The organism is Spirosoma radiotolerans (assembly GCF_000974425.1).
In the GTDB taxonomy this organism is placed as follows: domain Bacteria; phylum Bacteroidota; class Bacteroidia; order Cytophagales; family Spirosomataceae; genus Spirosoma; species Spirosoma radiotolerans.
In genome coordinates this window covers 5,280,595-5,306,851 of sequence record NZ_CP010429.1, presented here as the reverse complement: position 1 = coordinate 5,306,851, position 26,257 = coordinate 5,280,595, and the positions used below count along the sequence as shown (strand labels likewise).

The following is a 26,257-nucleotide window of genomic DNA, read 5'->3' as shown; positions in this document are numbered from 1 at the left end:
CTAATTTGGCTGGGGTTTTATAGCTGACAAATCAGTACCATGTCGCAATGTGAATTCGCTTAGTAAGAGCGGCTTATCAAGTGTGAGTATAAGCATAGAGGAGTTGGATAAGCGCGCAGAAAATCGGTGACGAATGCATTCACAGACAAGCCAACAGGTCTATTCTTCGGGCTGCCCAAGTATGTACAGAGGGCATGGCCGAGTGGACTGCTAAACAAACAAAACGATGAACTTCATACACAATCATAATACAACGAACCAGGTAACGGCAGGTAACCTGAAAAGCCTGGTTCGGGAGTCAGTTTTAACATTTATCAATCGGCATGCTGGGGTGTTCGAGGCTTTGACCCGTCACCAGACCCCATTTGGCGGGTCTTTTCTGGCTGGCAATCGCTAAGCCGTTGTATTCACTTAATTTTCATCAGCATGAATCGTTTTTCTGTTTTATATATGCTTAACGGACAGTATCATCACATCGGCTCGTCTACTCATTCAGAAGCTATGTCCGTTTTACAAAACCTATCAAGAAATACAAAACGGGTTCCCGTTGGTATCTATGATGCTAAAACTGAGTTGTTCGAGTGGGAACCGGGTCGTCAACAAAACTACAATCAGGCCGACATTGAAGAGCAGGGTAAACTGGCCGATCAAATCATTACGATCGCGCAGGCCCTGCGTCGTCGGGATGCCAGTTGGCAGCCAGCAGGCACGTTTAAAAGGCCTAGTTTTTTTGCATAAGTAACGTTCTTTCACCTTCAGGCGTAGAAAACAACACCAGGACCAGAGAATCTATTTCTCCGGCCTGTCTGTGTTGTCTTCCTTCGTATCTACAGGCTTCAGCCCGTATTACCGTCCCATTAACATACGAGCTAAAGCCCGTTAGGACAACACCTGTATGGTGAAAATAGGCACGCGCTAATTCGACATCAACAACACGCAACATCAATTCTGTATGTTTACAACCACTCAGGAGGCCTCAACGCGCCCCCTCGTCAATGCGTCGCATAGCGTACTGGCGTATCCGGCTATTCTGGCCGGCCATCGAACAATACAGGAAGCTATGGGAGATGGCTCTATTAATACGTATCTGCGCACATTTTTAACGACAACGGGCAAATCACTGGCCTCAATGGCACTTTCCGACGATGTAGAAGAGCCAATCGTCCAGTTATTGAATTGCCTGTCAAAACCGGTAGAGGGTGATTCATTAAGCCATTTATGCCGCGATGGAGCGTCTAGGCTACAGGAATTCGTCATTCCAACTTTGCTTGACCGGCTCAAACAGGGGAAAGATATATCATCGCTGGCGTTTTTGCTGGCGGCTTACGGCCATTACCTGCAAGCGGGCGTCGATGATAAAGGACAGAATTATTTGGTCGATGAGCCTCAGCTTACTGACGCCGATTGGACTATGCTAAAAGAGGGTGATATTCTCTCTGTTTTAACTATCTCGCCTTTGGCTCCTGCGAATCTGCGGTCGTATCCGCAGTTTGTGGCTCCTTACAGATCCTACCGGAATCAGATTGCCTGCTATGGTCTTGCCTTTTCGCTGAAACAAACTCTGTGTGCTTTCTGGGAGGAGGACGCTGAACTGCACAAAGGGGCAACGGCCTGATCCAAAGTGGGTTTATGGGCACCTATCCTCGGCTCGTGTCTTTACGGACCGCTCACACCAGTCCGCCTTACTTACCAGACGTGCGGTTCGTGTCTTCATGAACCGTAGGAACACGAGGAGAAAAGAACATGTTCTGAAGATAACCTTTACCGGAGCCACGGCGTTGTGTCAGAAAAGCAGGCTGGAAAAGCTGGAAATGACTTAACTATGGACTACAGACAACTAGGTGGATCAGGACTACAGGTGCCGGTATTGAGTTTTGGTACGGCTACGTTTGGCGGAGGCAACGAATTTTTTAAGGGCTGGGGCAGCACTCAGGTTGACGAGGCCACGCGGCTGGTCAATCTGTGCCTCGATGCTGGCGTCAATCTGTTCGATACCGCCGACATTTATTCGGACGGGCTGGCGGAGGAAATTTTGGGTAAGGCTATTGTCGGCAAGCGCGATGATCTGCTGATCTCGACCAAAGCTACATTTCCCTTTGGGGAAGGCCCTAATAATCAGGGATCATCCCGCTTTCACTTGCTCAGGCAATGTGAAGGCAGTTTGAAACGCCTGAAAACCGACTACATCGATATTTACCACATGCATGGTTTCGACGGAGTTACTCCGCTGGAAGAAACCATACGTACGCTGGACGATCTTGTCCAGAGCGGCAAGGTTCGTTACATTGCCTGCTCGAACTATTCGGGCTGGCATCTAATGAAATCGCTGGCTATTTCCGAAAAATACGGCTGGAATCGGTTCGTAGCCCACCAGGTTTACTACTCGCTGGTGAATCGGGAATACGAGTGGGAACTGATGCCCCTTGGCCTCGACCAGAAAGTAGGTGCGTTTATCTGGAGTCCACTAGCGGGTGGTCGTCTGGGCGGAAAATATGGCCGCAACAAGCCCGCGCCAACCGAAGGGCGAGTGTCTGAAGGCAAAAGCCCGGTGCCGCAGTCGGCGGTTTCTGAAGAAGTTTTTTACACCATCACCGATGCGCTGGAGGAAGTAGCCGCCGAAACCGGCAAGTCGGTAGCGCAGGTATCACTCAACTGGCTGTTGCAGCGGCCAACGGTGTCGAGCATCATCATTGGTGCCCGCAACGAAGAGCAACTCCGGCAAAATCTGGATGCGGTCGGCTGGAATTTGACCCTAGAACAGCTAAAGAAACTGGACACGGCCAGCGATGTGCCAACCATATATCCCTATTGGCACCAGCGCCAAAATTTGACGTTGAATCCACTCCCAAGATTCTACTGAAACAATGATCCAGTTTACCCGCTTAGATCACATTCTCATATCTATTCCGGAAGGGAAAACGGCCGAGGCCCGAGCTTTTTACAGCCAGGTACTGAACCTTCGGGAAATTCCGGGCGAGCATCCGGGAGGAGCCATCTGGTTTGAGATAGCCGGTATACAATTGCACTTACGGGAAGAACCGGGAGGAAGTTTGTCGCTGCGGCATCCCGCCTTCGAAGTCGAAGACCTAGCCGGGGCGAAGCACGAATTAGAGCAGAAAGGAGTAGCTATTTCGTACTCGTCAGACATTGATGGGCGACAGCGGTTTTTCTTCCGCGACCCGTTTGGGAACCGTATCGAGTTACTTGAATTTACTAACTAGGCGGATGCATAGCGGCATCGTGTAGCACCATACGGCCAAGCGTTCAGCCTAAATTTCAATCTATATTGCCAGGGCCCTGGCGTTGATCCCATATTGGTACGGGTTAATGCCAGGGCCTACCTGCTTTGTATTAAAATAGCATTAAAAATTCGGCCAGTGAACATAGGGCATCTTGGTGGCCTGCTGGCGCGTAATTTTATGGCGTTTAAACGCTGTCAGGCCCCAAATGCCTACATTGAATGGGTGAAAAAGCACTGATGCCACAGCGCTTTTTCAGCCACTATTTTGGCTTATTGCTAGTCATCTTCTCAACAGAACATAAGCTTCAGCTATTTTTTGCGTTGAAATACAGTAAGTCTATATACTAGACATTAATTTTCCACACAATCGGCGAATAAGTGACACCTGCTCATTAGGCAACATTTGGCCTTGGGAACAGATGGGTATTGTCTTCATTACGCCTTAGCCTTGTGGTATTCTTCATCATACGTAGAATATCTTCCCAGAATCCAGTCTCCACATGCTGGTAATTCATCAGACCAAAACGACAAATTCTTTACGGAATCTCCGTCAGACTCCTTTAAACTCTAGCTTCTAAACACAGCCATTTGATGACTAAATTTTAATCTTTTCTAATTTTCAGGTTGTTTTTTCCAATGAACCGTATCGTCTGTACTATCTCTACGCTCCTTTTTTTATTGCCTCTATTGGGTTACTCCCAGATTACCATGCCGCTTTCCCGGATGGTTTTCCAACGCGATAATGGCAATCAGGCCCAAGTTCCTATTCAGGGTAACTGCCCGACCTCCGCTTCCAGTTTTCAGGTTAAAGCCACCGCCATCAATGGTGGGCAGTCGGTAGATTGGACAACCATTGGATCCGCCAGCAATGGTGCTTTCTCGGGTTCACTGACGCTGGCCGGCGGCTGGTACAGTCTTCAGGTTCGTGCGCTGGCCGGTGGCTCCGAAGTGGGCAACTGGACACTGGACCGGGTAGGTGTGGGCGAAGTCTTCATTACGGCTGGTCAATCGAACCAGTACGGCTCTCCTTATGCCAATAACCTCAACGCCCAGGATGATCGGGTGTCGGTGCTTGGCTACTATAACTGGCCTCAGGGGAATATTGACGAAACCGCATTGCCTAAACAAATGGTACAGGCCGGAAATGGTGCGCAGTCGGGTCCGCATGGTGCCATGTATATCTGGGGCGGCCTGGGCGACCGACTTGTGGCTCGCCTGGGTGTTCCGGTCATGTTCCTGGGCGCTTCCTACGGAGCAACTTCCTCGTCGGAATGGCGTGATGCCGCGAACGGTGTCGAAAACGTTGCTTCGTTCAATAAGTCGTCTCCGTATCGCCCATTCGGTGTAGCCCTTATGTATTACATCAAACGCAGTGGCGTTCGGGCGGTTTTATGGCATCAGGGCGAAGCCGATAACAATGTTAGTTCGCAGGGGGATTACGTCAATAATTTAACGACTGTCATTAATAAGAGCCGGTCGCAGTCGGGTATGGGTGCACTGAGCTGGGTTATTTCCAAAGTGTCGTACTTTCCTGGAAATGGGCACGACTACGATCAAAACATCATCAATGCCCAGGAACAGCTGATCGGTCAAATCAACAACTGTTTTGCGGGTATCTCGACGGATGGCTTTACGGGCCCCGACTGGCGGTCGGATGGGCTGCACTTCAAAGATTCGGTCTATCCTCAGGTCGCCGACTGGTGGAATCAGGCGCTTTCCGATGCCTTCTTTTCGCAATGCCAGCCAAGCCAGCCGGCCACTACGCCCAGCATTACGGCGGGTTATATATTCCCAATCAATCGCAACGGGGGTGAGCATATTCAACTCCCTTACATGGTTACGGCACCCATCAACTCCGGCAATCAGTATACCATAGATGTATATACCGAAGGGGGCGGTTTGGTGGGTAACGTACCCGGCAGCCAAATCGGTAACGTGCTGGATTTTGTGCTGCCGACTTGGGCGGATGGCCGGGTGAAAGTGCGGATCAAATCCAGCTCCCCTGCCTGGACAGGGGAGTTTTCGGAACTGTTTACGGCCCATCGAACGGGCGACAGACCATCGCAGAGCCCTATACTAACGACGCCTTATGCAGCCTTGAGCTTTGCCTTGGGAAGTCCCGTCAATACTTCTTTACCGGCTAATTTCTCTGATCCGAATAATTCAGCGCTCTCGTATTCCTGGCAAAACCTGCCTTCGGGTTTATCGGGTTCCGGCCTGACCCTCACTGGGACGCCTTCCGGTAATGCCGGGAACTATACGGCTACAATAGTCGCCACAAATGCATCAGGAGCCTCGGCTTCGGCGTCGGTTGTTATTCAGTACTATTCTTCCAGCCAGCCTCCCTCTTCGAACCAGGCACCAACGGTAGCGGCTACGGTAAACTTGGGCGTTGCAAGCCGAAATCAACGGTACGACCTAATGATCCCAGCCAATACCTTTACTGATCCCGAAAATGCACAACTAGTGTACACAATCAGTGGTTTACCAGCGGGTTTGTCGGCATCGGGTCTGACAATTAGTGGGACGCCTTCCGAAGCCGGAACCTATACGGTTCGGATTCGCGCGACTGATCCCGGCAATCTGTTTGCAGAAACAACAGCTACACTAGTCGTTAATGACGGGCAGATAACCGCGGCTGGAAATTATGAAGGCTACGTAGATGGAAAGGGCTGCTCGAGCCTGAATGGCTGGGTTTACAATAGCTCGGCGGGCAATGATCCCGTGGTGATTGAGGTCGTTACGGGTGGCCGGGTTGTATCGACGCAAACGGCTACTCAGTTTCGGGCCGATCTGGTAGCGGCAGGGAAAGGCAATGGCTATCATGGATATAGTTTCGATACACCCGATGCCCTGAAAACTGGCAGCGATATCAGTGTGATGGTTCGCGTTCAGAACAGCAATTACGTATTGAATGGCGGTACATTTACCCTCAATTGTGCCGGGAACGCTGTGCCGCCCACGCCCACCATGCCTGACCCCACGCCACCTGTTACTCCGCCTACGCCTGTCACACCTGCACCAACGCCGACGCCCGCGCCTACAACGTTGGTAAGCCCACAGGGCTGGGTCGATATCTCCGATTGTAACCGGCAATATGGCTGGGCCAGGGATGCAGGCACCCCCAATGCTTCGGTGCAGGTAAACGTCAGCTGGGATGGCGCTCTGGTAACTACCTTAACCGCAACTACATACCGGCAGGATCTGGCATCGGCTTTTGGCGATAATGGCCAACACGCGTTTAGTTATGACGCACCGGGCAACCTGGCTACGGCTGGAGCACATCAGGTTGTTTTGCAGATTGTTGGCGCGGCTAATCCGTTCCAAACCACGACGGTATATTGCAATACGGGTGCCCGACTTGCTTCCTTATCGGCTGAAGAGGAAGCGCTGGCGTGGCGGTTATTACCTAACCCCGCGGCCGATTATGCGCTGGTAACGATTCCGGCTGCGTATCAGAAAGCGAAGCTAAAGGTAAGTGTCGCCACTATGGATGGGCTGACACAACCGTTAGGCTACACCTCGGTGGCAAACCAGCTTAAACTTGATGTGAGTCAGTTCAAGACGGGGCTGTATCTGTTGCGGATCGAAGCCGATGGCCGACACATATCCAGCCTGAAACTGCTCAAACAGTAAGAGTCGTGAGGGTCAGCCAGATTAGTCCCAAGACTACCCGGCTGACCTTCACTATCCTTTCTTATCTTTGGTCAGAATAGTAGCCGGTAAATTGGCTGCTTTAGCCTTTCTGACTCCATTCTGTATGCGTCTTTTATTGATTCTGCTGGTTTGTCTGTTTGCCAGAGTAGCCATGGGGCAAACTCCTTTTGCTGAAGCGCTTGCCAAACATCGCGAGACCTACAAAAAAGATCTTATGGCTTCCGCGGGTGGACCATTGACCGCCGAGGCCGATTTGTCGTATGTCCAGTTTTACGCAGCCGACTCAACCTATCGCGTAACGGCTACGGTAGAACGGATACCCAACGCAGAACCCTTCGAAATGCCAACCTACAATGGTAAAACAAGACCACACGTTGCCTATGCGTTGCTGTCGTTCATGCTCCAGGGTAAGCCACAACAGTTAACCCTTTATCGAAATTTGAATGTTATTCGGATTCCGGAATACCGCGATTATCTGTTTCTGCCTTTTAAGGACGCGACGTCGGGGCAGGAAACCTACGGGGGCGGTCGTTACCTTGACTTACGTACGGGCGATATTCAGAACGGGCGTGTGACGCTGGATTTCAACAAAGCCTACAATCCTTACTGCGCTTTTAAAGAAGGTTATCCGTGTCCAATCCCGCCCAAAAACAACCTACTGACGGTGCCCGTTGAAGCTGGGGAGAAAACCTTTGGTAAAGACCATTGAGCGTCATCAATCATTTCTTTGCCCAGATCAGCCCATAGTCCATTTGCGTAGGAATGTTTTCCGACGTGGGCTTCAGACCAGCGTCGGCCAGCCAGCCTCTGTATTCGGCCCGGCTGTAACAGCGGCCTTTGGTGCCCCAGAAAAGTTGGGCGGAGTAGTCGGTTACGGGTAGCGGCCCATCGAGTGTATCGTTCAGGAAGGCATCGTGCACCCACAACTCTCCACCCGCGCGCAGGGCCGAGGCAAAGCGATGCGCCAGCAATTGACAGGTTGGCGTGGGCCAGTCATGGAAGAGGCTGGCGGCTAGTAAAATATCCGTTTGCGGAAGTTCATCGGTCAACATATCACCCGGCAGAAAGCTTACCCGCTCCGACAGCCCACTGGCTCCCGGACGGCCACTGCGGCTAAATTCGGCCAGTATTTCGGCGGCTACGTTCAGTACAGCAGGACGGTCGAATAGAGTCGCGGTTGAGTTGGGGTTGGCCAATAACCATTCGTAGGTGTAAAAGCCTGTACCCCCAGCGACATCGAGTAGATGACCTTCGCGCTTTGTCATACTTGCCGCGACGATAGGCGACAGGTGTCTGGCTCGTCCGGCCAGGCCCAGCGTGAACTTGCGGGCCAGCTCGGGATCGTCCATGGGCGAGGGGCCTTCCCCTTCTTTCACAAATGAAATACCCTCCGCTGTGTCTAAAGGGCCGTCGTTTCGAAGCCGGGCAGCCATTTCAATAACCCCTGCATCGTCTTTCTCCAAACCCGTGTAGCCTGTCAGGTTGGGCGTTTGTGACTGCGTCAGGTAACGACCCAACTCGGTAATGGCTAACCGCCCCGCTTCGTCGTAATCAAGGAGTTCCATAGCGCACAGGCCCGGAAGGAGAACCATGGCCGGGCGTTCACCAAGGCCTAGCCGATGACTGATTTCGGCTAATGGAAGCGGCTCATCGCTTAACTGGTCAAACACATGGAGGTGGTGAACAGCGGCTACTAACAAGCGAGAGCCAAACATGGCCCGCAAATGCCGGGTGATGGGTGCCAAATCGAGTGGAGGAGTGTTGAGCATATTCGTTCTATATGTACTGGCCGGAGCAGCCAGTTCGGGCGAACGCCAAAGATACTAGTGGTTTAGCAGAAATAGTTGTCTTCTGCTCGGAGACACGACCCACCTGTCGGATAGTATTGCTGACAAATGTGTGGACCGTGTCCTCACGGACCACATTCGCGTCAGCAACAGGCTCAATTGGGTGCATCCGCCACGCCCTTGACCGAAGCGGCTTTCGAATCGTGCTGCACAAACCAATTGTAGCGATCGATCAACAGCAGGCGTCCGGGTAGTAGACGGTCGTTTATATTGTGGGTCTGAACATACTGGCGTATTTCCTTCTTAAACGTCGTCATGAGTGGCTCGTAAATGTCAGTATAAAACCGATTCAGGGCCAACAGCCGACCGGCATCATACACGAAGTAGTCGAAGAGGTCTATATTTTCCGTCAAGCTGGGCTGATCCGTGGCGTGGGTTGGATGGCTAAGCAGGCGTTTCAATAAGCCGTGCGACTGGCGTAGCCGACGAACAACAGTTAATGAACCATCCATGCAGACTTCATAAAACACCTGGTTAATGAGGCCTTTATCTGCGGGATTTGCCAGCGCGACAAAATTTCTCAGCTTGTGCTGTGAATAATCGAACCATCCGAACCGGGCCACCTGATTGGCTGAGAAGGTACGAACCCGGCCGTCTTCCTGACGGATGGACACCATTTCGGCGGCCCAGTTGTAGGATAAGTCACCTTCCAGATCGGTTCTATCCCAAAGCTCTACATGACCCGCATGCCAGATAACTTTCGGGTAAGAAGCCTTGGAAGAGGTTAATGAGAATAGTACAAAAATTGTGGAGAATATAAATACGTATGCCTTTTTCATAATGATCAGAATTCAAGTTGTATAAGTAGAATTGCTCAAAGACGATCCCCTGATTTCTATTTATGGGATTATGGTCTTTGTTCCAATATAATAGATTACCAAAAGCCTTGTTTCTCGCTAAAAAATTGTCCTATTTTTGATTTTTCATTATATCTGGATTGAATAGAATCGATGCAAGAGGCTGAGGGGAGAGTTGGATTTTTCTCTTTTTAGAGTAGACGGAGATTAAAAAGCATATTTATTTTACGGTTCAAACTTCATGAGACCGTTTCCTCTAAGCTTGGTATAGTACAATAAAATAGAATGGTTTTCGCCGGACATTATGCCCTGCTTAGCGCCACGAGGCATCCATCTGGTGCAACTTAAATTGGGATTGGAAACTGATCGGGCTATCCGGATAGCCCGAGCGAGGCCGAATCAGGCCGGAGCTGCCTATGGGCGTTTTTAGCCGCTTACATTCAGCTGGCTAGTCAGGCAAAACGCATCAACCCTGCTCAATGGAGTCGATAAGAAGGAAAATGGAAATCTGGTGGTAGGCGACTTGCGGTGAGTTCGCTGGACACTTAGCTAATAAGCTCAGGGGCACTCTTTGAGAGGGAAATAGAGTATGATCGGCAGAAAACTTGCCGATCATACGGTCGAAAAAGCGGGTCTTGGTTTGGTATAAAGTAAGCTGACCGTTGGTACTGATTTTTACTGAATTCCGGGCTCGTACTTAACCCACAATTCCATACAGATTTGTACTCAGGAACGCATTCCGAAACTTACCCTTTGGGTCATATTCCTGCACGATCTGTTTGAACGCGGGCAGCTTTTCGTAGCGTGACTGAAGCTGTGCAGGAGCCATCGTAAATAACTTGCCCCAGTGCGGCCTTGGGCTGAAGGGGGCCAGTTCTTTTTCGATCAGTGGTAGTACCTTCCGGACGGCGGCCCAATCCTGTTTCCAGGTAAAATGAATCGCCAGACTGGGTTGCTTGTAACAGGGACTCATCCAGAGGTTATCGGCGTCGATAGTACGCAGTTCCGAAATCATCAGGTGTGGGCTGACCTGATCACGGAGCCGCTCAACAGCCAGAATCGCTTCTATGGCATTTTTTCGGGGAACGAAATACTCGGATTGGAGTTCTTTCCCGCTGCTGGGCGTGAAGCCCATACGGAAGTGCGGCATACGTTCGTACCAGGGGCCGGGCACGCCCATTTGCTCGGTGCAGTTCACGGCCGAAAGCTCAACAATGGGATGGACATTCTTTTTAGCCAGCGTAGCCCCAAAGTACGTTGGAGCCGCGGGTTCGACCTTAGCCCCTTTATCGATGCGCTGTTTGATCCAGACTTCGTTGATGCGGCCCTTCTGCCAGTCGGTGAACAAGCTTACGCTGTAGCCTGCCGATGCAATAGTCTCAAAATGATCCTTGAGTTGCGCCATGGGCAGGTTTTCGTAGACATACTGGCGCATCAGAAAGGTAGGCTGAATATCGAGGGTGACCTTCGTTACAACGCCCAGCGCGCCTAGGTGGACAACGGCGGCCCGGAAGGCATCACCGTCTTTAGCACGGGATAATGTCCGTATCTCACCTGCCGCAGTGATAATTTCCATGCCAGACACCGCCGTCGACAGGTTTCCGTTTTTCACACCAGACCCGTGTGTTGCCGTCGCGCAGGCACCGGCAATAGAAATATGAGGCAACGACGCTAAGTTATGCAGGGCAAATCCTTTCCCATCCAGGTAAGGGGCCAGTTGACCGTATTTCATACTGGCATCGACCGTTACGGTATGGGCTTTTGTATCCAGGGCCACCACGTCATCCATTGCTTTAAGCGAAAGCAGATTGTCTTTACTGTCTGCAATTCCGTTAAAACAGTGGCGTGTGCCCAGCACCTTTACCTTTGGGTATTTTTTGATAAGCTCCTGAACCTGCCCAATTGATTTGGCCGGGTAGAGCCGGTCGGTGCTGTATTCGTAATTACCAGCCCAGTTTTTCAATTTTTCGTCGGCCACCAGACCAACGAGCGGAGATAATACAGGGGTTGCCAAAAGAGTAGACGATAGTTTGAGAAAAGTTCTTTTTTCCATGGTTATAGGGATAGGGCTTTTGCCGTCTGCCTTGCTACGTTATTGATGTTCGGCAGCAACCCTTTCGGCAAAAGTCTCAGGGGTTTAACGCTAAACTAAGTGGATAATTTAACAAATTGGTCGCCAAGTCAGTAAAAGCTGATAAAATCAGCCGCAAAGCCACTTGGGTGGTTTGTGGCCTGCGTACCCTTTACCAACGAAAGCCTATGAATCCCTGGAGCCAGGTTCCCTACGCTGATTATGAACGCCATATGAACCACGAGACCGTTGAGCAACTGGCGTTGATGAGCGAGATTACCAAAGAGAAAGTGGAGCAGCGTTATCCGCAGACAGTAGCGGTTTATGGAGCCTGTACCGGCAATGGGTTTGTCCACTTTGTGGAGGCCCGGACCGTGTATGCCATAGATCTTAATACGGCCTACCTGGCTGTCTGCTATGAGCGATACGAGCCTATTTTGAATGAACTGATTCTGGTGCAGGCGGATATTAATCAGGATCCCGTTCCAATTCCTCCTGACTCGGTCGATCTGATTATCTGCCATTTGTTTCTGGAATACGTCGATCTGGACCGCGCGTTTGCCAGCATCCGACAAACGCTCCGGCGGGGAGGTCTGCTAAACGTTGTGCTTCAGCGAAGTAACGATAGCGGTTGGGTGAGCAACACGGGCGTAACGACGCTTCAGCCCGTGGCCGCCATTGCCCATGAACTAGCCGAAGAGACCTTATTGCAGCATACAACACCAGCGTTGCGTTTTGAGGGGCGGCAGACCTACCGAATGCCCAACGGCAAGAGCCTGATTTCGTATGATTTTATTAAGCAGTAGACACAGTTTTAAGTTGTTTTTTCGCAATTGCAGCGGTTTGGCCAGGCCAAACCGTGCCACAGTGAGTAGTCAACGCATAAGAACTGGTTTTATAACGGCAAGCTAACTCCAGGCCTGAACGAATGACTGCTTCCGACATAACGGCGCTCTTCCAACGATTTTCAACCATACGGGTGGGCGTTATCGGCGACTTTGCCCTCGATCTTTATTTTACCCTTCAAACCCAAACCGGCGAACGCTCTCTGGAAACCAAGCGGGATGTATTTTGGGGGAGTCATCCCAGAGCGTCCCTCGGCGCTGCAGGTAATGTTGTGCAGAATTTGATGGCGCTTGGTATAGCAAATTGCCGGGTGATCGGTTGTGTGGGCAATGATCTGTTTGGCCGCGAAATGCACTACCTGCTGAACACCCTCGGTGTCGATACGCGACACCTGTATACCGTTCCTGACGGATGGGACACGTGTTTATACACCAAGCCGAATTTGAATGGGCAGGAAGCGAACCGGATTGATTTCGGGGTAGCTAACCAACTCGCTGACAACCTGTTCGCTACACTGATTACTGGACTGGAGGAGGCTCTGACCGATCTGGATGTGGTGGTGATCAACCAGCAGTTTGCCAGTCCGCTCCTGACCGAAAGCCGGATGGCCGTGCTCAACGAATTGATCGCTCGCTTTCCAACTGTCCGGTTTCTGGCTGATATGCGCGATATGGGAACTCAGGTACGGGGAGCCACGCTGAAAGTGAACACAACCGAACTGGCTAATTTTCTACAGATCAAGGCGCCCGAATCGCCTGATCTGGATTGGTGCACTCGCCACGGAAACGCCTTTCGCGAACGGTCGGGTGGGCCGCTGCTCATTACGCGCGGTCAGGCGGGCATGCTTTATCTGGACCAACGCGAAACGCAACGGGCGGAAGGCTTGTCGCTCAGGGGCGAACTCGATACCGTTGGCGCAGGCGACACCGTGGTCGCTACCTGGGCCGCTTGTATGGGAGCCGGAGCCGCACCCACACAAGCTGTGCAAATCGCTAACCTGGCGGCTGCCGTCACCGTTCAGAAACTAAACCAGACGGGCACGGCCAGCCTATCCGAAATTCTGGCGTTGCACGCCATGCATGCTAACCATGACTAACGAAACCTTACTGCGGTGCCGTCAGGAACTGCACACCCACCTCACCACCGAGCTGTTACCGTTCTGGACAGCCCGAACCGCCGATTACGTAAACGGAGGCTTCATTACGCACTTCGATCAACACGGGCGTGATTCGGGTGAAGACGAGAAATCATTGATTGCTCAAACCCGCTCCATTTATACGTATTCGTCGGCACACCGGGCGGGATATGGCGGGGAAACTGAAGACCAGCCTTCTCTTGCTGATCTGGCCCGGCATGGCGTTGACTATCTGCTGACCCGCATGTGGGACAATGAACATGGCGGATTTTACTGGATGACCAACCGAAAGGGTGAGGTGCTGAACGATCAGAAAATCGTGTATGGGCAGAGTTTCGCCATTTACTGCCTGAGCGAATATACACTCGCAACGGGCGATCTGCGCGGGGTCGAGTACGCCGAAAAAGTATTCGATCTGCTGCAGAAATATGCATCAGATACCTGCTATGGCGGTTATTTTGAGATGTTCGACCGGGCCTGGACGCTTAAAGGACCAGGCGCTGCCGGCGGAAACCGGAAAACGCTTGATGCCCATATGCACCTGATGGAAGCGTTTACGAGTTTATACGAATGCACGCGTCAGCCCATTCATCGCCGGAAACTTCTGGAGGTGATTAGTTTATTGGTTGGGCGAATTATGCATCCCGTTTATGGAACAGGTGTGCCGCAGTTCTGGGCCGACTGGCGGGTAGCGCCCCAAATCAAATTCGACATTATCTGGGGCTGGGATCGCTTTACCGAAGATGGCGTTAAGCGGGAAGCCGAAGACAACACCAGCTATGGCCATAATGCGGAGTTTGCCTGGTTGTTGCTTCATGCGCTCGACGTACTCGAAATTCCCTACGAAACCTATTTCAACAAATTACAGAAAGCCTTGTCGCATGCGGCTGATCATGGCGTCGACTGGGAGTTTGGGGGCGTATTCGTCGAAGGGGCGCACAGTGGGCACGTATACGACCGGGAAAAGGAATTTTGGCAGCAGGCCGAAGTGCTCATCGGGTTTTTAGACGCCTATCGCATCTTCGGCGACGAAAAGTACTGGAAAGCCTACGAGAATGTGCACCGATTCGTGCTGGATAAAATGGTGAACCACGAAGTAGGGGAGTGGTGGCCCTTAATGACGCGGCAGGGGGTGCCAATCTGGACGCACATGAGCCATTCCTGGAAAATCAACTACCATACCGTTCGGTCGATGGTCCAGTCGATTCGGCGACTGGACAGATTAATCGAGACGTAAACGATACGTGGCTGACGCATCTGGATTCCTGACGCGTCAGCCACGTACTAACTAAGTTATGGGCTGTGCCGATACGGCCCATGGAGAACTACTTACCTAAGCCGAAGTTTTTCGAAATACCGAAACTGGCTCCACTACCGAAAGCAATACCAAAGGTGGTTGCGTTCGACGAGCTTCCATCGAATTTCTGAGACGAGAAATTGATTGATCCGAAGGAGAAGTTCAGGGCGAAACTATTTTTCAGATTCACGCCAATAGCCGGAAATAAAGTTGCGCCAAACCCATTGTAGTTGACGTTTGCGACTTTACCCGACAAATAGTTTGTATTGAGCTGGCCATAAATGGCAAAAACACCGGCTAACGGTTGCGTGTAACGTATGAAGGGACCAACCGAAAATGAAGATGTTTTATCGAGGCCCGTTTTCGCATTGCCTACGCTAAAATTCAGACCGCCCGTCCAGTTATCATTCCATTGATACCCTACTCCCGGTGAGAGACTGAAAGTATTGCCTGTTGTACCGTCTACCTTCGTAGTCGTATAATTGACGGTTCCGTACACCAACAGCGTATTACTTTGGGCCTGTACACTCGCTAATCCGGCTGCTGATAATAACAAGCTGAAAATCAATTTTTTCATTAATCGAAGTATTTAGTGAAACACACGAGCAGGCACTTTACCAGCCCGATTTGGTAGGTTCATAGACGAGAAAAGGTGAATAAGTCACGGAGTTTCTTTATTCACCTGGCCAAGTGTTTCCCTATTTTCGTAAAAATTGATTAATGTGTAAAAGGTAGCCGAGCGTATGACCAGGGGGTTTCCCTAGTTGAACACTGGGCAGAATACCTAATTCGTCAGTTGATGGAGTACTAAGCGTATGCGATTGGTATTTTGTTATCTGTATACTAAAAGTTCAAAATAATGATTGTATAATTTAATATAGTTCTATAACTTGACTGGTAACTAAACACTTACTGGTCATGAAAACGCTCCTTTTGGTAACTGCCCTAGTGCTGAGTTCCGTTGTGTGTGTGTTAGCTCAGGCTGACGACGATGCCATTAAACGTGTGTTGCGTAGTGAAACTGAAGGCTTTTTTAAGCGCGATAAAGCAGAGTGGTCGAATGCCTGGGCCCATACGCCCTACATTCATTTTGCGGCCAATTTGTATGGGGGCGATTTTATGCTGGTGAAGGGTTGGGACAAATTAGAGAAGCAGTTTGCCAGCCAGTTCAAAAGCTCTAAAGTATCGGATAAGGTAACCGTGCAAAATTCGAACTATACCCTTCATCAGAACGGGAATATGGCCTTTGTTGCCTACGATCAGACGCTGGTGGACAGTCACGGCAAAACGACATCGAAAGAGTCGCGAACCGTTGAGAAAATTAATGGGCAGTGGAAAATTATTAACGTCACGGCACTCACCAACCTGAAAAGCTTTGGGCTGGCGCAAAATTCAAAATAAGACGATTGCGGTTGTAAGTACTCAGGCTAATTTACAGTAGAGTACTTTGTCACTTATTTTTGTCATGCTGACGAAGGAAGCATCGTAAAGAAACCTACCGAAGATGCTTCCTTCGTCAGCATGACAAAAATCTAACCTATTTGCCCTGAACTTCCCCAGGCCTGTGTCCACACAAGCCATTCTCGCAAAGGCCATCCGGGTAAGTGGTTCGTGAGGATCGGAACACCGACCTCACGAACCACTGAATTAAATGATTAGTTGCCAAACTGCCTGACCAAGCCTTCCAGCGTAGTCAAGGGTTGAACACCCGACTGGCGCCAGACGATTTTGCCATCCTTGAACATAATCATGGTCGGAATGCTCCGAATCTGATATTGCTGGGCAGCCGCCTGGGCTTTGTCGACGTCAATTTTAACCACGCGTACCTTGTCGCCGGAGCGTTCGGTAAGTTGCTTCAGAATAGGAGCCTGCTGTTTGCAAGGCCCGCACCAATCGGCGTAAAAGTCAACCAATACTGGTTTGTCGCCGTTGATAAGCTCTTTAAACGATTGCTTGTTCATGATTATATAGGTTGTTCGGTTTACAGTTTGTGGTTGGCTCCTGCAGGTGTACTACTTTCGCCAGTGCCACCACGAACACTGTAGCGTCAGTCAACCACAAGCCATAAACCACAAACCAACTTATTGCTCTTCATTTACGGGCTCATTCATAATCGTATGACCCATTTTGTCGCGTTTTGTTCGCAGGTAGCGTTCATTGTGCGGATTCGGCTGGATTTCGATGGGGACGGTATCCACAATTTCCAGCCCGTAACCCATTAAGCCCGCCCGTTTTTTCGGGTTGTTTGAAATGAGCCGGAGTTTACGAACGCCAAGGTCGCGCAGGATTTGTGCACCTACACCATAATCGCGGGAGTCCATTGGCAGGCCTAAATCGAGGTTGGCCTCAACCGTATCGCGGCCCATTTCCTGAAGCTTGTAGGCTTTCAGTTTATTGATCAAGCCAATGCCACGCCCTTCCTGAAACATATACACAACAATGCCTTTTCCCTCCGCTTCAACCATTTTCATGGATGCATGGAGTTGTGGCCCGCAGTCGCAACGGCACGAACCAAAGATGTCGCCCGTAACGCAGGACGAGTGTACCCGCACCAGCACTGGTTCGTTGGGTTCCCAACTGCCTTTTATCAGCGCCAGGTGGGTATCGCCGGTATTGCTTTGTTTGTAGGCAATCAGATCGAAGTGGCCCCATTCAGTCGGCATATCCACGCCAATTTCGCGACGGATTAAGGTTTCGGTGCGGAGCCGGTATTCAATCAAATCCTGGATGCTGACGAGCTTCATCCCGAAACGGTCGGCCAGCACGCGTAGCTCTGGCAGGCGGGCCATGGTGCCGTCTTCGTTCAAGACTTCAATCAGGACACCCACCGGCGACAAACCGGCTAGCCGGGCCAAATCAACGGCCGCTTCGGTATGTCCTGCCCGACGGATAACGCCCCCTTCTACGGCACGTAGTGGGAAAATGTGACCGGGTCGGCCCAAATCATCGGGTGTTGTGTTGGGGTCTACCAGAGCCTGAATAGTCTTGGAGCGATCGGAAGCGGAAATGCCGGTTGTACAGCCATTGCCCAGCAAATCGACCGATACCGTGAACGGCGTGGTGTGAACGGACGTATTACTGGTCACCATCATGTCTAAACCTAGTTCGTCGCAACGTTCCTGGGTAAGGGGCGCACACATAAGGCCGCGGGCCTCGCGAACCATGAAATTAACCATTTCAGGGGTTATCATCTCGGCCGCGCAGATCATGTCACCTTCGTTTTCGCGGTCTTCATCATCGACCACCAGGACAATCTTACCCGCCTTGATGTCGGCAATGGCGTCTTCGATACGATCCAGCCGAATGGGATTTAGGTCGATAGTATTTCCCGGATTTTGGGCGGTGGTTTCAGAGTTGGTACTATTATTGCTCATCTTATTGGTTGATGCGTGTCTATGCAGGTATCTTTGAGGTGCAGTGATTCCGTTGGATTTTGAATGGAAAACTGATTTTAAGAAAGATACGTTTCGCGGGATGCGAAAATGTCGACTGAAGCCGTTTTCAGGTATAGAACCGACTTATATATACGAACGATAAAAATCTACTCTTCGTGCGAATTTTACGACTGTGGCTGATTGGAGCAAGAGTGAAGGCTGGCGGATTAGCTGGTTTTTTAGTGGCTTTCTTTATTCTAATCTCCTTTCCAATTAAATCAGTTTTTGCCCAGGACCCCAACAATAATTACTGTGTAGATCCGCAAGGTGCCGCTACGGGTGGATTTACGCTTGATAAATCCAGAGTTTGTGTTGGAACGGCCATTCGGGTTACGGGTGGTATTCCAACTGGCATGCTAAATATTGGCTATATAAAAGAATACGATGGGAAAGGTATTCCCGCCAACTTTGAACTTGGGCCTTTTCAATATACGAAGCCCGGGTCATATACTATTTTACAGGTAGGCACTATCAACGGGACCAGGGCATTGGCCTGCAAAATCGTTACTGTACTGCCGCTGGACCCTATTAAATTTACCGTTCAGGCCTGCCTTGGCCGTAGGGCGACGGTGACCATAGATCCCTCCACACTCGGTCAGTACGATAGTTACATCATTCGGTGGGGTGATGGCGTAGCTGATGAGAAAAGCCGGGCCGAGATGCAGGCTAACCCATCGCACACCTATAATAGTGGCGCATCGGCTTCACCGACTATAACCGTAGAAGGTGTCTATGGTTCGATCGCATCCCCGCTTTGCAACGGGCCACAAACCAGCCAACCCATCACGTTGCTAGCAGCCGCTACCCAGCCGGTGATCACCGCTTTGACCACCACTGGCGATAAGGCGATTGAGATCAAGTATCAGACCAGTACAGGAAGTTCGGTCCAGCTTTACCAGAAAGTAAACGGGACTTATACCGCTACGGGTCAGAAGGGTTCGGACGTTGGTACATTTACCGTTCAGACGGATGCCAAACAGGTACAATGCTTTCAACTCGTCACGCAGGATGCCTGTAACAGCACCGCTTCTCAGAAATCAGACGAAGTCTGTAGTCTGGTGCTGGATGTGAAGGCGGTCAACAAACAGAATATCCTGACATGGAAACGCTATGAAGGAACCTTATCGGCAACCTCGCAATTTCGCTACTACCGCGTTATGCGAAACAATGCTCCTTTTGGGGGAACTATAACTAATCCATTTACCAGCAGCTATTCTGATGCGTCGACTATTGATTGCGGAACCCAGTACTGTTATTCAATTGCTGCTACGATTTCGGGGGCTGGTCAAACGATTGTTACATCGGCACCCATTTGTGTGAATGGCATCAATGGCGATGTGCCAGGCGATGTCGGTACGGCTCTTGTCTCCATTGAGGATGGGCATCCCCGATTAATCACCACACCACCCACCGAAATTGGGCCGACAGACAGCTATACTATGATCGTCAGCCGGGCATCGGGTTCGTCGGGAAATTTCCAGCCCATTGCCACCCTTGACCGAAAGAGTACGTATACGGACGAAAGCGCTAACCCATCGGCGGGCTCTTATTGTTATCAGGTAACGTATCAGAACAGTTGCGGCCTGCAATCGAAACCGTCGACGCCCGTTTGTACGGTGTTTCTGGAAGCAAAATCGAGTACTGGAATTGACTGGAATACAGATTCACCGTTTACACCTGAGACAGTTGCCAATTACACCCTGGAGGTTGTCGACTCATTGAACGGAACAAAACAGGAAATTCAGCTTGGCAGCAATACGCACTACGAACCCGATCCAAATGATCCGAATCTGCAATCGCAGAGATACCGCATCATTGCCGTTTCAGATGGGGGAACCATTAGCTATTCCAACTATTACACCTTTCGTCGGGAAGCCCGAATCCTCATTCCCGATGCTTTTACACCCAATGGCGATGGCATGAATGACGAGTTCCTGCCGAAAGGTATTTACGTTGACCAGTTTATCATGAACATCTATAGCCGCTGGGGCGAGGTTGTCTATAGCACAACGAATAAAAGCCAGGGCTGGGATGGTAAAATTAATGGACAGAATGCCGCCACGGGTCAATACATGTATCGCATCGAACTCGTAGACCTGACGGGCCTCAAAACTGTTCGTACGGGTGCGTTGTTATTGATACGATAAAATAGGAACAAGTTGTCTGGCAAATCATGGTTAATTGACCAGCCTACAGCGTTATACTTAACCCAATACACGTATGAATATGATGGATATGTTCGGGAAGATGAAGGAAGTTCAGTCCCGAATGAAAGATGCTCAGGAAACGCTCAGCGCTGTGACAGAAACGGGCGAATCGGGTGCAGGCCTGGTAAAGGTCACTGTAAACGGGCTGAAGAATGTCCTCAAAATTGAAATCGACCCGGATCTCATAAAGTCGAACGCGCCCGCCGACCGCGAAATGCTACAGGATCTCCTTGTAGCAGCTACTAACAAAGCGATGGGTAATGTCGAGACAAAAGCCCGTGAACACCTGCGGCAGGCTACCGAAGGGCTACTGCCAAACATCCCCGGCCTGAACCTGGATGGGTTAATGTAGGAAAGTGTTCGTAAGTTTGTTGTTTATAGTTTACGGTTTTTGGCCTGATAGAAAACCAGAAACCGTAAACCGTAAAGTATAAACTACAAACCCGTTCTGTGGATACCCTTGCCATTGTCATACTTAATTACAACGGGCAACCGTTTTTAGCCAAATTTCTGCCTGCGGTACTGGCCAATGCCGATGGCCATCCGGTTTACGTGGCTGATAGTGCTTCCGTCGATTCTTCCGTTTCCTTTCTGCGTGCCAATTTTCCCGCTGTCCGCGTTATCGAGCTTCCCCGAAACGAAGGCTATGCCGGAGGTTATAATCTTGCCCTCGAACACATCCGAACGCAATACGGGGGCGCTAAATATTATGTTCTTCCTAACTCCGACATTGAGGTAACGCCAGGTTGGTTATCGCCCATGCTGGCTTTGCTGGAAGCTAACCCACGGATTGCAGCCTGCCAGCCCAAAATTCGATCCTACGATCAGCGTACCTTATTTGAACATGCCGGGGCGGCCGGTGGATTCGTCGACTGGCTTGGCTACGTATTTTGCCGGGGGCGGGTCTTCGCCACCTTCGAAACCGATACTGGGCAATATGACGACAATCGACAGGTATTCTGGGCTACAGGGGCTTGCCTGTTCATGCGGGCAGATGTGTTTCACCAGACGGGAGGCTTCGATGCATCCTTTTTCGCACATATGGAGGAAATCGACTGGTGCTGGCGCATACAACGGCTGGGCCATGAAGTATGGGCCTGCGGTCAATCAATGGTCTACCATGTTGGCGGGGGAACGCTGCACAAATCGAATCCACACAAGACCTACCTCAATTACCGCAATAGCCTCTTTATGCTCTATAAAAACTGGCCCGCTGATGGCTGGTTATGGCCTAAGATAATGCTTCGGTTAGTACTCGACGGGCTGTCTTCTCTTCTCTTCCTGAAAGTTGGACAGTGGCCCGATATCTGGGCTATTATACGCGCTCACTTTGCTTTTTACGGCCAATTGCCGCGCCTTCATCGACAGCGAAATCTTTTGAGAAGCCAGCAAACGACAGAAGTCGTTCTTTATCCGTACAGTATTGTCTGGCAATACTTCGTCGAAAAGAAGAAAACGTTTAAGGAAATGTAAGATCAATGGTGTGTGATATATGACATAAGGTGTATGAGTAGTTATATAACACATCATACATCACACACCATACATCCTCTACTACAGCTCCCAGATAGTCGGGTGAGCGTGCCGACGTAGGTGCTTGCTCATTTCCATCCAAAAGGCCATAATCAGGTATAAAATGACAGGTGAGCCCAGGGTGAGGAACGACGTATAAATAAAATACAATCGAATACTGCTAGCCGAAATGTTCATCTTCTCGCCCAGTCGTGAACAGACACCAAATGCCTGACTCTCAACGAAATACCTGATCTTATTCATGCCTTTAGTTTGCGAAGTCTGTATAAAGTTATTTACCGTCATTCAGAGAAATTAACGAAAACCATTTATAGAATGTTTGCCGTTTACACAGAATGTCAATACAAACGCAGTGAAAATAGCTAAAAAAAGGGTGTAATCTACTTGAAGTCGGAACATTTTTCTTTTCTTTGTAGTGTAACGACGTCGATGGTTTACACGAGCTATCTCCGTTTTTGCGACGACAAATCTCGCTGATTTTTAACAATGTATCTAAACTATTTAGATATCCTGATGTTTGGTTGGCAATTTTGTTAGTAACTGACCCTTTAAGTTTTTAATTGTTAAATTGTTTAAGTTTTATGCAAACAGGTGTAGTAAAATTCTTTAACGAAAGTAAGGGTTACGGATTCATTGTTGAAGACGATACCAACCGGGACATCTTCGTCCACATCACCGGCCTCAATGGGGTTACCATCCGCGAGAAAGATCGGGTACAGTTTGAAGTGGTTGACGGCAAAAAAGGACTAAACGCCGTAAAGGTGAAAAAGATAGATTCAGATTATTAAGTCTATAGCGCGTCTTTACAGAAACGTATAACCCTCACCTGATATCAGATGAGGGTTTTTTTATGGTCAAGGCTTCATTCAGAAGCTTAAGTAAGAAACAGGATGTTTTCGTCATTCCGACGCTAGGAGGAATCTTGGTCTTACCCTGTAGGCAAGTTCGAGATTCCTCCTAGCGTCAGAATGACAAACCAATCAGATTAGGAGCCTGACTTGCTGAGGTCAAACAACTACCAGCCCCTAGTTCAGCCAGCCTTTAACTTCATCGAGTGTTGGCATTTTAGCGGTTAACTTCAGCTTTTTCCGAACACCGCCCAGATCGTTGAACAGTTTGTTGGGATTTGCCGCCTGAAGTTGGTCTACTGTCATAAAGCCAAGCTTCTGTACGGCCGGAACCCACTCGACCGGAACGCCTGCCGAAACGAAATCGCTTTCGTCAGATTGCTCCTGCTTCTTCTCAGGGCGCATCTGTGGGAAAAACAGCACGTCCTGAATAGACGCCTGATTGGTCATAATCATGGCCAGGCGGTCGATGCCCAGCCCTACACCAGCCGTTGGCGGCATGCCGTATTCAAGCGCCCGCAGAAAGTCCTCGTCCAGGGCCATGGCTTCCTCATCGCCCCGTTCGGCCAGGCGCAATTGCTCCTCAAACCGCTCCCGCTGGTCGATGGGGTCGTTTAGCTCAGAATAGGCATTGGCAATCTCTTTCCCATTACAGATCGCTTCGAAGCGCTCGACAAGGCCCGCTTTGCTGCGGTGCTTCTTGGTCAGGGGCGACATTTCAACGGGGTAATCCGTAATGAATGTCGGTTGAATCAAATTGGGCTCGCAGGCATCGCCAAACAACTCGTCGATGAGCTTCGACTTACCCATGGTGTTGTCGACCTTAATGCCCCGACCTTCGGCTACCTGGCGAAGTTCCGCTTCGTCCATTGCCGATACATCCACGCCCGTATATTCCTGAATGGCTTCAAACATGGTTAGCCGTTTCCAGGGTCGTTTGAAGTCAATCACATTCTGGCCAACCGTCACTTTGGTGGTGCCCGCCACATCGAGCGCTACTTTTTCCACCATTTCCTCAATGGTGTCCATCATCCAGAGATAATCCTTGTAAGCCACGTAGAACTCGACCTGCGTAAACTCCGGATTGTGCGTACGATCCATGCCTTCGTTCCGGAAGTCTTTGGCAAATTCGAATACGCCGTCATAGCCGCCCACGATCAACCGCTTCAGGTATAACTCGTTGGCAATCCGCATATACAGCGTCATGTCGAGCGAGTTGTGGTGCGTACGAAATGGCCGTGCAGTCGCCCCGCCGTGGATGGGCTGAAGAATGGGCGTTTCAACTTCCAGATAGCCTTTTTCACTCAGAAACTGTCGGATTGAGTTGACCAGTTTCGTGCGTTTGACGAAAATATCGCGTACCTGTGGGTTTACGATCAGGTCTACATAACGCTGCCGATAACGTTGCTCGGGATCGGTAAAGGCGTCGTAGGTTTCTTTCTCGCCCTGCTCATTGACTACTTCTTTAACCACCGGTAGCGGCCGCAACGATTTGTTCAGGATTTTGAACTCCCGAACATAAACCGACAGTTCGCCGGTTTTGGTCGAGAACACGTTACCCCGAACCCCAATGATGTCGCCAATATCCAGTAACTTTTTGAAGACCGTATTATAGAGCGTTTTGTCTTCGCCGGGGCAAAGGTCGTCACGCCGGAAATAAAGTTGCAGCCGACCGGTCGAGTCCTGCATTTCGGCAAAAGACGCGCTTCCCATCACACGGAAGCCCATGAGCCTGCCTGCGAGTTGAACATTCCCCCAGCGTTCGTCGCCGGAAAGATCCTGTTCAGGCTCAATATCGCTACTGGGGCCATCAGGCTGGAATTGGGCTCGAATATCGGCAATGGTTGTGTTTACGTCAAATAACTCGGCGGGGTAGGGGTCAATGCCCATCCGCATCAATTCTTCGCGCTTTTGTCGGCGATTTATTTCCTGTTCACTCAGCAGCATGATCGTCAATGAGTCGGTTAGTCAATACGCTAACCCGTATTTTGAGGGGGCAAAAATAGTGAAAAGGATTGGCGTTTATAGCGATAACGGTGCGAATACGTTTGCCTGGTTAGTCAAAAACAAAGTTCACGGATTGAAAGACCCGCTGATGGACTGGCCCGACCGTTCCCACAATTTTTGTGAAAGTGAGCAAAAAGCTATTTATCATTGTGATATCAAAATGATATTACTTACTTGAACTATTATTTACGGTCATGCAGGAGAAAAAGCTTACGTCCGTTTCTGGGTACCTGTTTTTATTGGTCGCCCTTCTCTGTTTCGCTTTAGCTGGAGTTGCTTTCTTTAAGCTGTTCCAGAGCTATGGCCCACTGCCGGCCATGCTGTTGGTGTTTGTCGGTATTTTTATCCTGAAGGGCATTGTTATCATTTATCCAAAAGAGGGAATGACGGCCACTTTCTTTGGCGATTATGTTGGCACGATCAAAGAAACAGGGCTGCGGTGGGTGAATCCATTGTATAATAAAGTCAAGATCAGCCTGCGGGCCCGTAACCTGAACGGTCAGACGCTGAAAGTCAATGATAAAATGGGTAACCCCGTCGAAATTGCGGCTGTGGTTGTTTGGCAGGTGAAGGACACCGCCAGGGCCTTGTTTGAGGTAGACAACTACGTGAATTTCGTGCAGATCCAGTCGGAAGCAGCCGTGCGCAAGCTAGCCAATTCATACGCGTACGACCATATGGAAGACGAAACCTCTTCGGTAACCCTGCGCGACAGCACTGGCCAGATCAATGTGTTTCTGGAAGAAGAACTGAACGAACGGCTCGAACGGGCGGGTGTCGATATCATTGAAGCCCGCGTCAGTCACTTAGCCTATTCTTCCGAAATTGCCGGGGCCATGTTACAACGACAACAGGCATCAGCCATGATTGCCGCTCGTCGGTTAATTGTGGAGGGAGCAGTCGGTATGGTCGAAATGGCCCTGGAACGTCTGGAAAAAAATGGTGTTATTGCGCTGGATGAAGAGCGTAAGGCAGCTATGGTCAGTAACCTGCTGGTCGTCCTTTGCGGTGAGAAATCGGTAAGCCCGGTTGTCAATGCGGGAACGTTGTATAATTAGACAATAACAGGAGCGAGTCGTGAGAAGCAGGGAGGTTTAGATTTCTCTGCTTCTCACGACTCGTTTTTCGCTCCTTAAAAAAATGGCTGCTGAGAAAAAAGCATTTGTCCTGCGTATTCAACCCGAAACGTTGAAGGAACTAGAGCGCTGGGCACAGGAGGAGTTCCGGAGCGTGAATGGCCAGATTGAGTATTTACTAAGTGAGGCTTTGCGCAAGCGCAAGAAACCAAAGTCTGGCAGCACTGATCCAAGCCCGTCGGCCGAAGCTGAAGACTAACG

At 50.1% G+C, this 26,257-nt stretch carries 25 protein-coding genes; 17 read left to right on the top strand and 8 right to left on the bottom strand.

The features are described 5' to 3' along the window. Window positions 1–226: 226 nt before the first annotated feature. From SD10_RS29705 to SD10_RS21480, 7 genes are all read left to right on the top strand, one after another. A complete protein-coding gene (locus SD10_RS29705) occupies window positions 227–397 on the top strand; it encodes a hypothetical protein (RefSeq protein ID WP_158500587.1) in 171 nt (56 codons plus the stop codon). Between the two features lie 29 nt (window positions 398–426). After that, window positions 427–738, top strand: coding sequence for a hypothetical protein (locus SD10_RS21505; protein WP_046576635.1), 312 nt, complete (start codon window positions 427–429; stop codon window positions 736–738). Window positions 739–952: 214 nt separating this feature from the next. Next, entirely contained in the window at window positions 953–1,615 is a 663-nt protein-coding gene (locus SD10_RS21500; protein ID WP_046576634.1) for a mannitol dehydrogenase family protein, read from the top strand. Window positions 1,616–1,822: 207 nt separating this feature from the next. Continuing rightward, on the top strand, window positions 1,823–2,860 hold the full coding sequence (locus SD10_RS21495; protein ID WP_046579948.1) for an aldo/keto reductase: 1,038 nt from the start codon (window positions 1,823–1,825) through the stop codon (window positions 2,858–2,860). Window positions 2,861–2,864: 4 nt separating this feature from the next. Then, window positions 2,865–3,221 (top strand): VOC family protein, encoded by a 357-nt coding sequence (locus SD10_RS21490; RefSeq protein WP_046576633.1) that lies wholly within the window; start codon window positions 2,865–2,867, stop codon window positions 3,219–3,221. Window positions 3,222–3,877: 656 nt separating this feature from the next. Continuing rightward, window positions 3,878–6,877, top strand: a complete 3,000-nt coding sequence (locus SD10_RS28870; protein WP_052731253.1) for a putative Ig domain-containing protein — start codon at window positions 3,878–3,880, stop codon at window positions 6,875–6,877. 124 nt (window positions 6,878–7,001) lie between these two features. Continuing rightward, window positions 7,002–7,607, top strand: a complete 606-nt coding sequence (locus tag SD10_RS21480) for a DUF1684 domain-containing protein (protein WP_046576631.1) — start codon at window positions 7,002–7,004, stop codon at window positions 7,605–7,607. 10 nt (window positions 7,608–7,617) lie between these two features. Here the strand turns inward: SD10_RS21480 and SD10_RS21475 are convergent, their stop codons facing one another. The 3 genes from SD10_RS21475 to SD10_RS21465 form a co-directional block, all read right to left on the bottom strand. Beyond that, the gene (locus SD10_RS21475; protein ID WP_046576630.1) at window positions 7,618–8,667 is read right to left on the bottom strand and encodes a methyltransferase; all 1,050 of its coding nucleotides are present in this window, start codon (window positions 8,665–8,667) and stop codon (window positions 7,618–7,620) included. A 173-nt stretch (window positions 8,668–8,840) separates the two neighbouring features. Next, window positions 8,841–9,524 (bottom strand): hypothetical protein, encoded by a 684-nt coding sequence (locus tag SD10_RS21470; RefSeq protein ID WP_046576628.1) that lies wholly within the window; start codon window positions 9,522–9,524, stop codon window positions 8,841–8,843. 715 nt (window positions 9,525–10,239) lie between these two features. After that, window positions 10,240–11,595 carry a D-arabinono-1,4-lactone oxidase gene (locus SD10_RS21465; RefSeq protein WP_046576626.1) on the bottom strand — a complete coding sequence of 452 codons (1,356 nt, stop codon included), beginning with the start codon at window positions 11,593–11,595 and terminating at the stop codon, window positions 10,240–10,242. Between the two features lie 206 nt (window positions 11,596–11,801). On the opposite strand from SD10_RS21465, the gene SD10_RS21460 reads away from it, so the two are divergent. The 3 genes from SD10_RS21460 (at window position 11,802) to SD10_RS21450 (ending at window position 14,831) form a co-directional block, all read left to right on the top strand. Further along, a complete protein-coding gene (locus tag SD10_RS21460; protein ID WP_046579946.1) occupies window positions 11,802–12,419 on the top strand; it encodes a class I SAM-dependent methyltransferase in 618 nt (205 codons plus the stop codon). Between the two features lie 122 nt (window positions 12,420–12,541). After that, window positions 12,542–13,555 carry a bifunctional heptose 7-phosphate kinase/heptose 1-phosphate adenyltransferase gene (locus SD10_RS21455; protein WP_046576624.1) on the top strand — a complete coding sequence of 338 codons (1,014 nt, stop codon included), beginning with the start codon at window positions 12,542–12,544 and terminating at the stop codon, window positions 13,553–13,555. Continuing rightward, window positions 13,548–14,831, top strand: coding sequence for an AGE family epimerase/isomerase (locus tag SD10_RS21450; protein ID WP_046576623.1), 1,284 nt, complete (start codon window positions 13,548–13,550; stop codon window positions 14,829–14,831). The genes SD10_RS21455 and SD10_RS21450 overlap by 8 nt, the downstream gene beginning before the upstream one ends. A gap of 88 nt (window positions 14,832–14,919) precedes the next feature. On the opposite strand, the gene SD10_RS21445 is transcribed toward SD10_RS21450, so the two are convergent. After that, window positions 14,920–15,468 (bottom strand): outer membrane beta-barrel protein, encoded by a 549-nt coding sequence (locus SD10_RS21445; protein ID WP_046576622.1) that lies wholly within the window; start codon window positions 15,466–15,468, stop codon window positions 14,920–14,922. A 341-nt stretch (window positions 15,469–15,809) separates the two neighbouring features. Here SD10_RS21445 and SD10_RS21440 point away from each other — a divergent pair, with 341 nt between their 5' ends. Beyond that, window positions 15,810–16,292, top strand: a complete 483-nt coding sequence (locus SD10_RS21440) for a hypothetical protein (protein ID WP_046576620.1) — start codon at window positions 15,810–15,812, stop codon at window positions 16,290–16,292. A gap of 254 nt (window positions 16,293–16,546) precedes the next feature. Here the strand turns inward: SD10_RS21440 and trxA are convergent, their stop codons facing one another. Next, window positions 16,547–16,852, bottom strand: a complete 306-nt coding sequence (gene trxA / locus SD10_RS21435; protein WP_046576618.1) for a thioredoxin — start codon at window positions 16,850–16,852, stop codon at window positions 16,547–16,549. A gap of 120 nt (window positions 16,853–16,972) precedes the next feature. Then, window positions 16,973–18,265, bottom strand: coding sequence for a bifunctional 3,4-dihydroxy-2-butanone-4-phosphate synthase/GTP cyclohydrolase II (locus SD10_RS21430; RefSeq protein ID WP_046576616.1), 1,293 nt, complete (start codon window positions 18,263–18,265; stop codon window positions 16,973–16,975). A 176-nt stretch (window positions 18,266–18,441) separates the two neighbouring features. Here SD10_RS21430 and SD10_RS21425 point away from each other — a divergent pair, with 176 nt between their 5' ends. The 3 genes from SD10_RS21425 to SD10_RS21415 all read left to right on the top strand — a co-directional run bounded on the left by SD10_RS21425 (window position 18,442) and on the right by SD10_RS21415 (window position 22,005). Further along, window positions 18,442–20,472, top strand: coding sequence for a T9SS C-terminal target domain-containing protein (locus SD10_RS21425; protein ID WP_046576613.1), 2,031 nt, complete (start codon window positions 18,442–18,444; stop codon window positions 20,470–20,472). 73 nt (window positions 20,473–20,545) lie between these two features. Then, entirely contained in the window at window positions 20,546–20,884 is a 339-nt protein-coding gene (locus SD10_RS21420; RefSeq protein ID WP_046576611.1) for a YbaB/EbfC family nucleoid-associated protein, read from the top strand. A 98-nt stretch (window positions 20,885–20,982) separates the two neighbouring features. Continuing rightward, a complete protein-coding gene (locus SD10_RS21415; protein ID WP_046576609.1) occupies window positions 20,983–22,005 on the top strand; it encodes a glycosyltransferase family 2 protein in 1,023 nt (340 codons plus the stop codon). An 81-nt stretch (window positions 22,006–22,086) separates the two neighbouring features. On the opposite strand, the gene SD10_RS21410 is transcribed toward SD10_RS21415, so the two are convergent. Beyond that, window positions 22,087–22,308, bottom strand: a complete 222-nt coding sequence (locus SD10_RS21410) for a PspC domain-containing protein (protein ID WP_046579945.1) — start codon at window positions 22,306–22,308, stop codon at window positions 22,087–22,089. A gap of 338 nt (window positions 22,309–22,646) precedes the next feature. Between SD10_RS21410 and SD10_RS21405 the strand changes: the two genes are divergently transcribed. Continuing rightward, entirely contained in the window at window positions 22,647–22,853 is a 207-nt protein-coding gene (locus SD10_RS21405) for a cold-shock protein (protein WP_046576608.1), read from the top strand. A 237-nt stretch (window positions 22,854–23,090) separates the two neighbouring features. Here SD10_RS21405 and lysS read toward each other — a convergent pair whose 3' ends face one another. Further along, entirely contained in the window at window positions 23,091–24,860 is a 1,770-nt protein-coding gene (gene lysS, locus SD10_RS21400) for a lysine--tRNA ligase (protein WP_046576607.1), read from the bottom strand. 254 nt (window positions 24,861–25,114) lie between these two features. Between lysS and SD10_RS21390 the strand changes: the two genes are divergently transcribed. Beyond that, entirely contained in the window at window positions 25,115–25,978 is an 864-nt protein-coding gene (locus SD10_RS21390) for an SPFH domain-containing protein (protein WP_046576604.1), read from the top strand. 82 nt (window positions 25,979–26,060) lie between these two features. Next, on the top strand, window positions 26,061–26,255 hold the full coding sequence (locus SD10_RS21385; RefSeq protein WP_046576602.1) for a ribbon-helix-helix domain-containing protein: 195 nt from the start codon (window positions 26,061–26,063) through the stop codon (window positions 26,253–26,255). The last annotated feature ends 2 nt before the right edge of the window (window positions 26,256–26,257 follow it).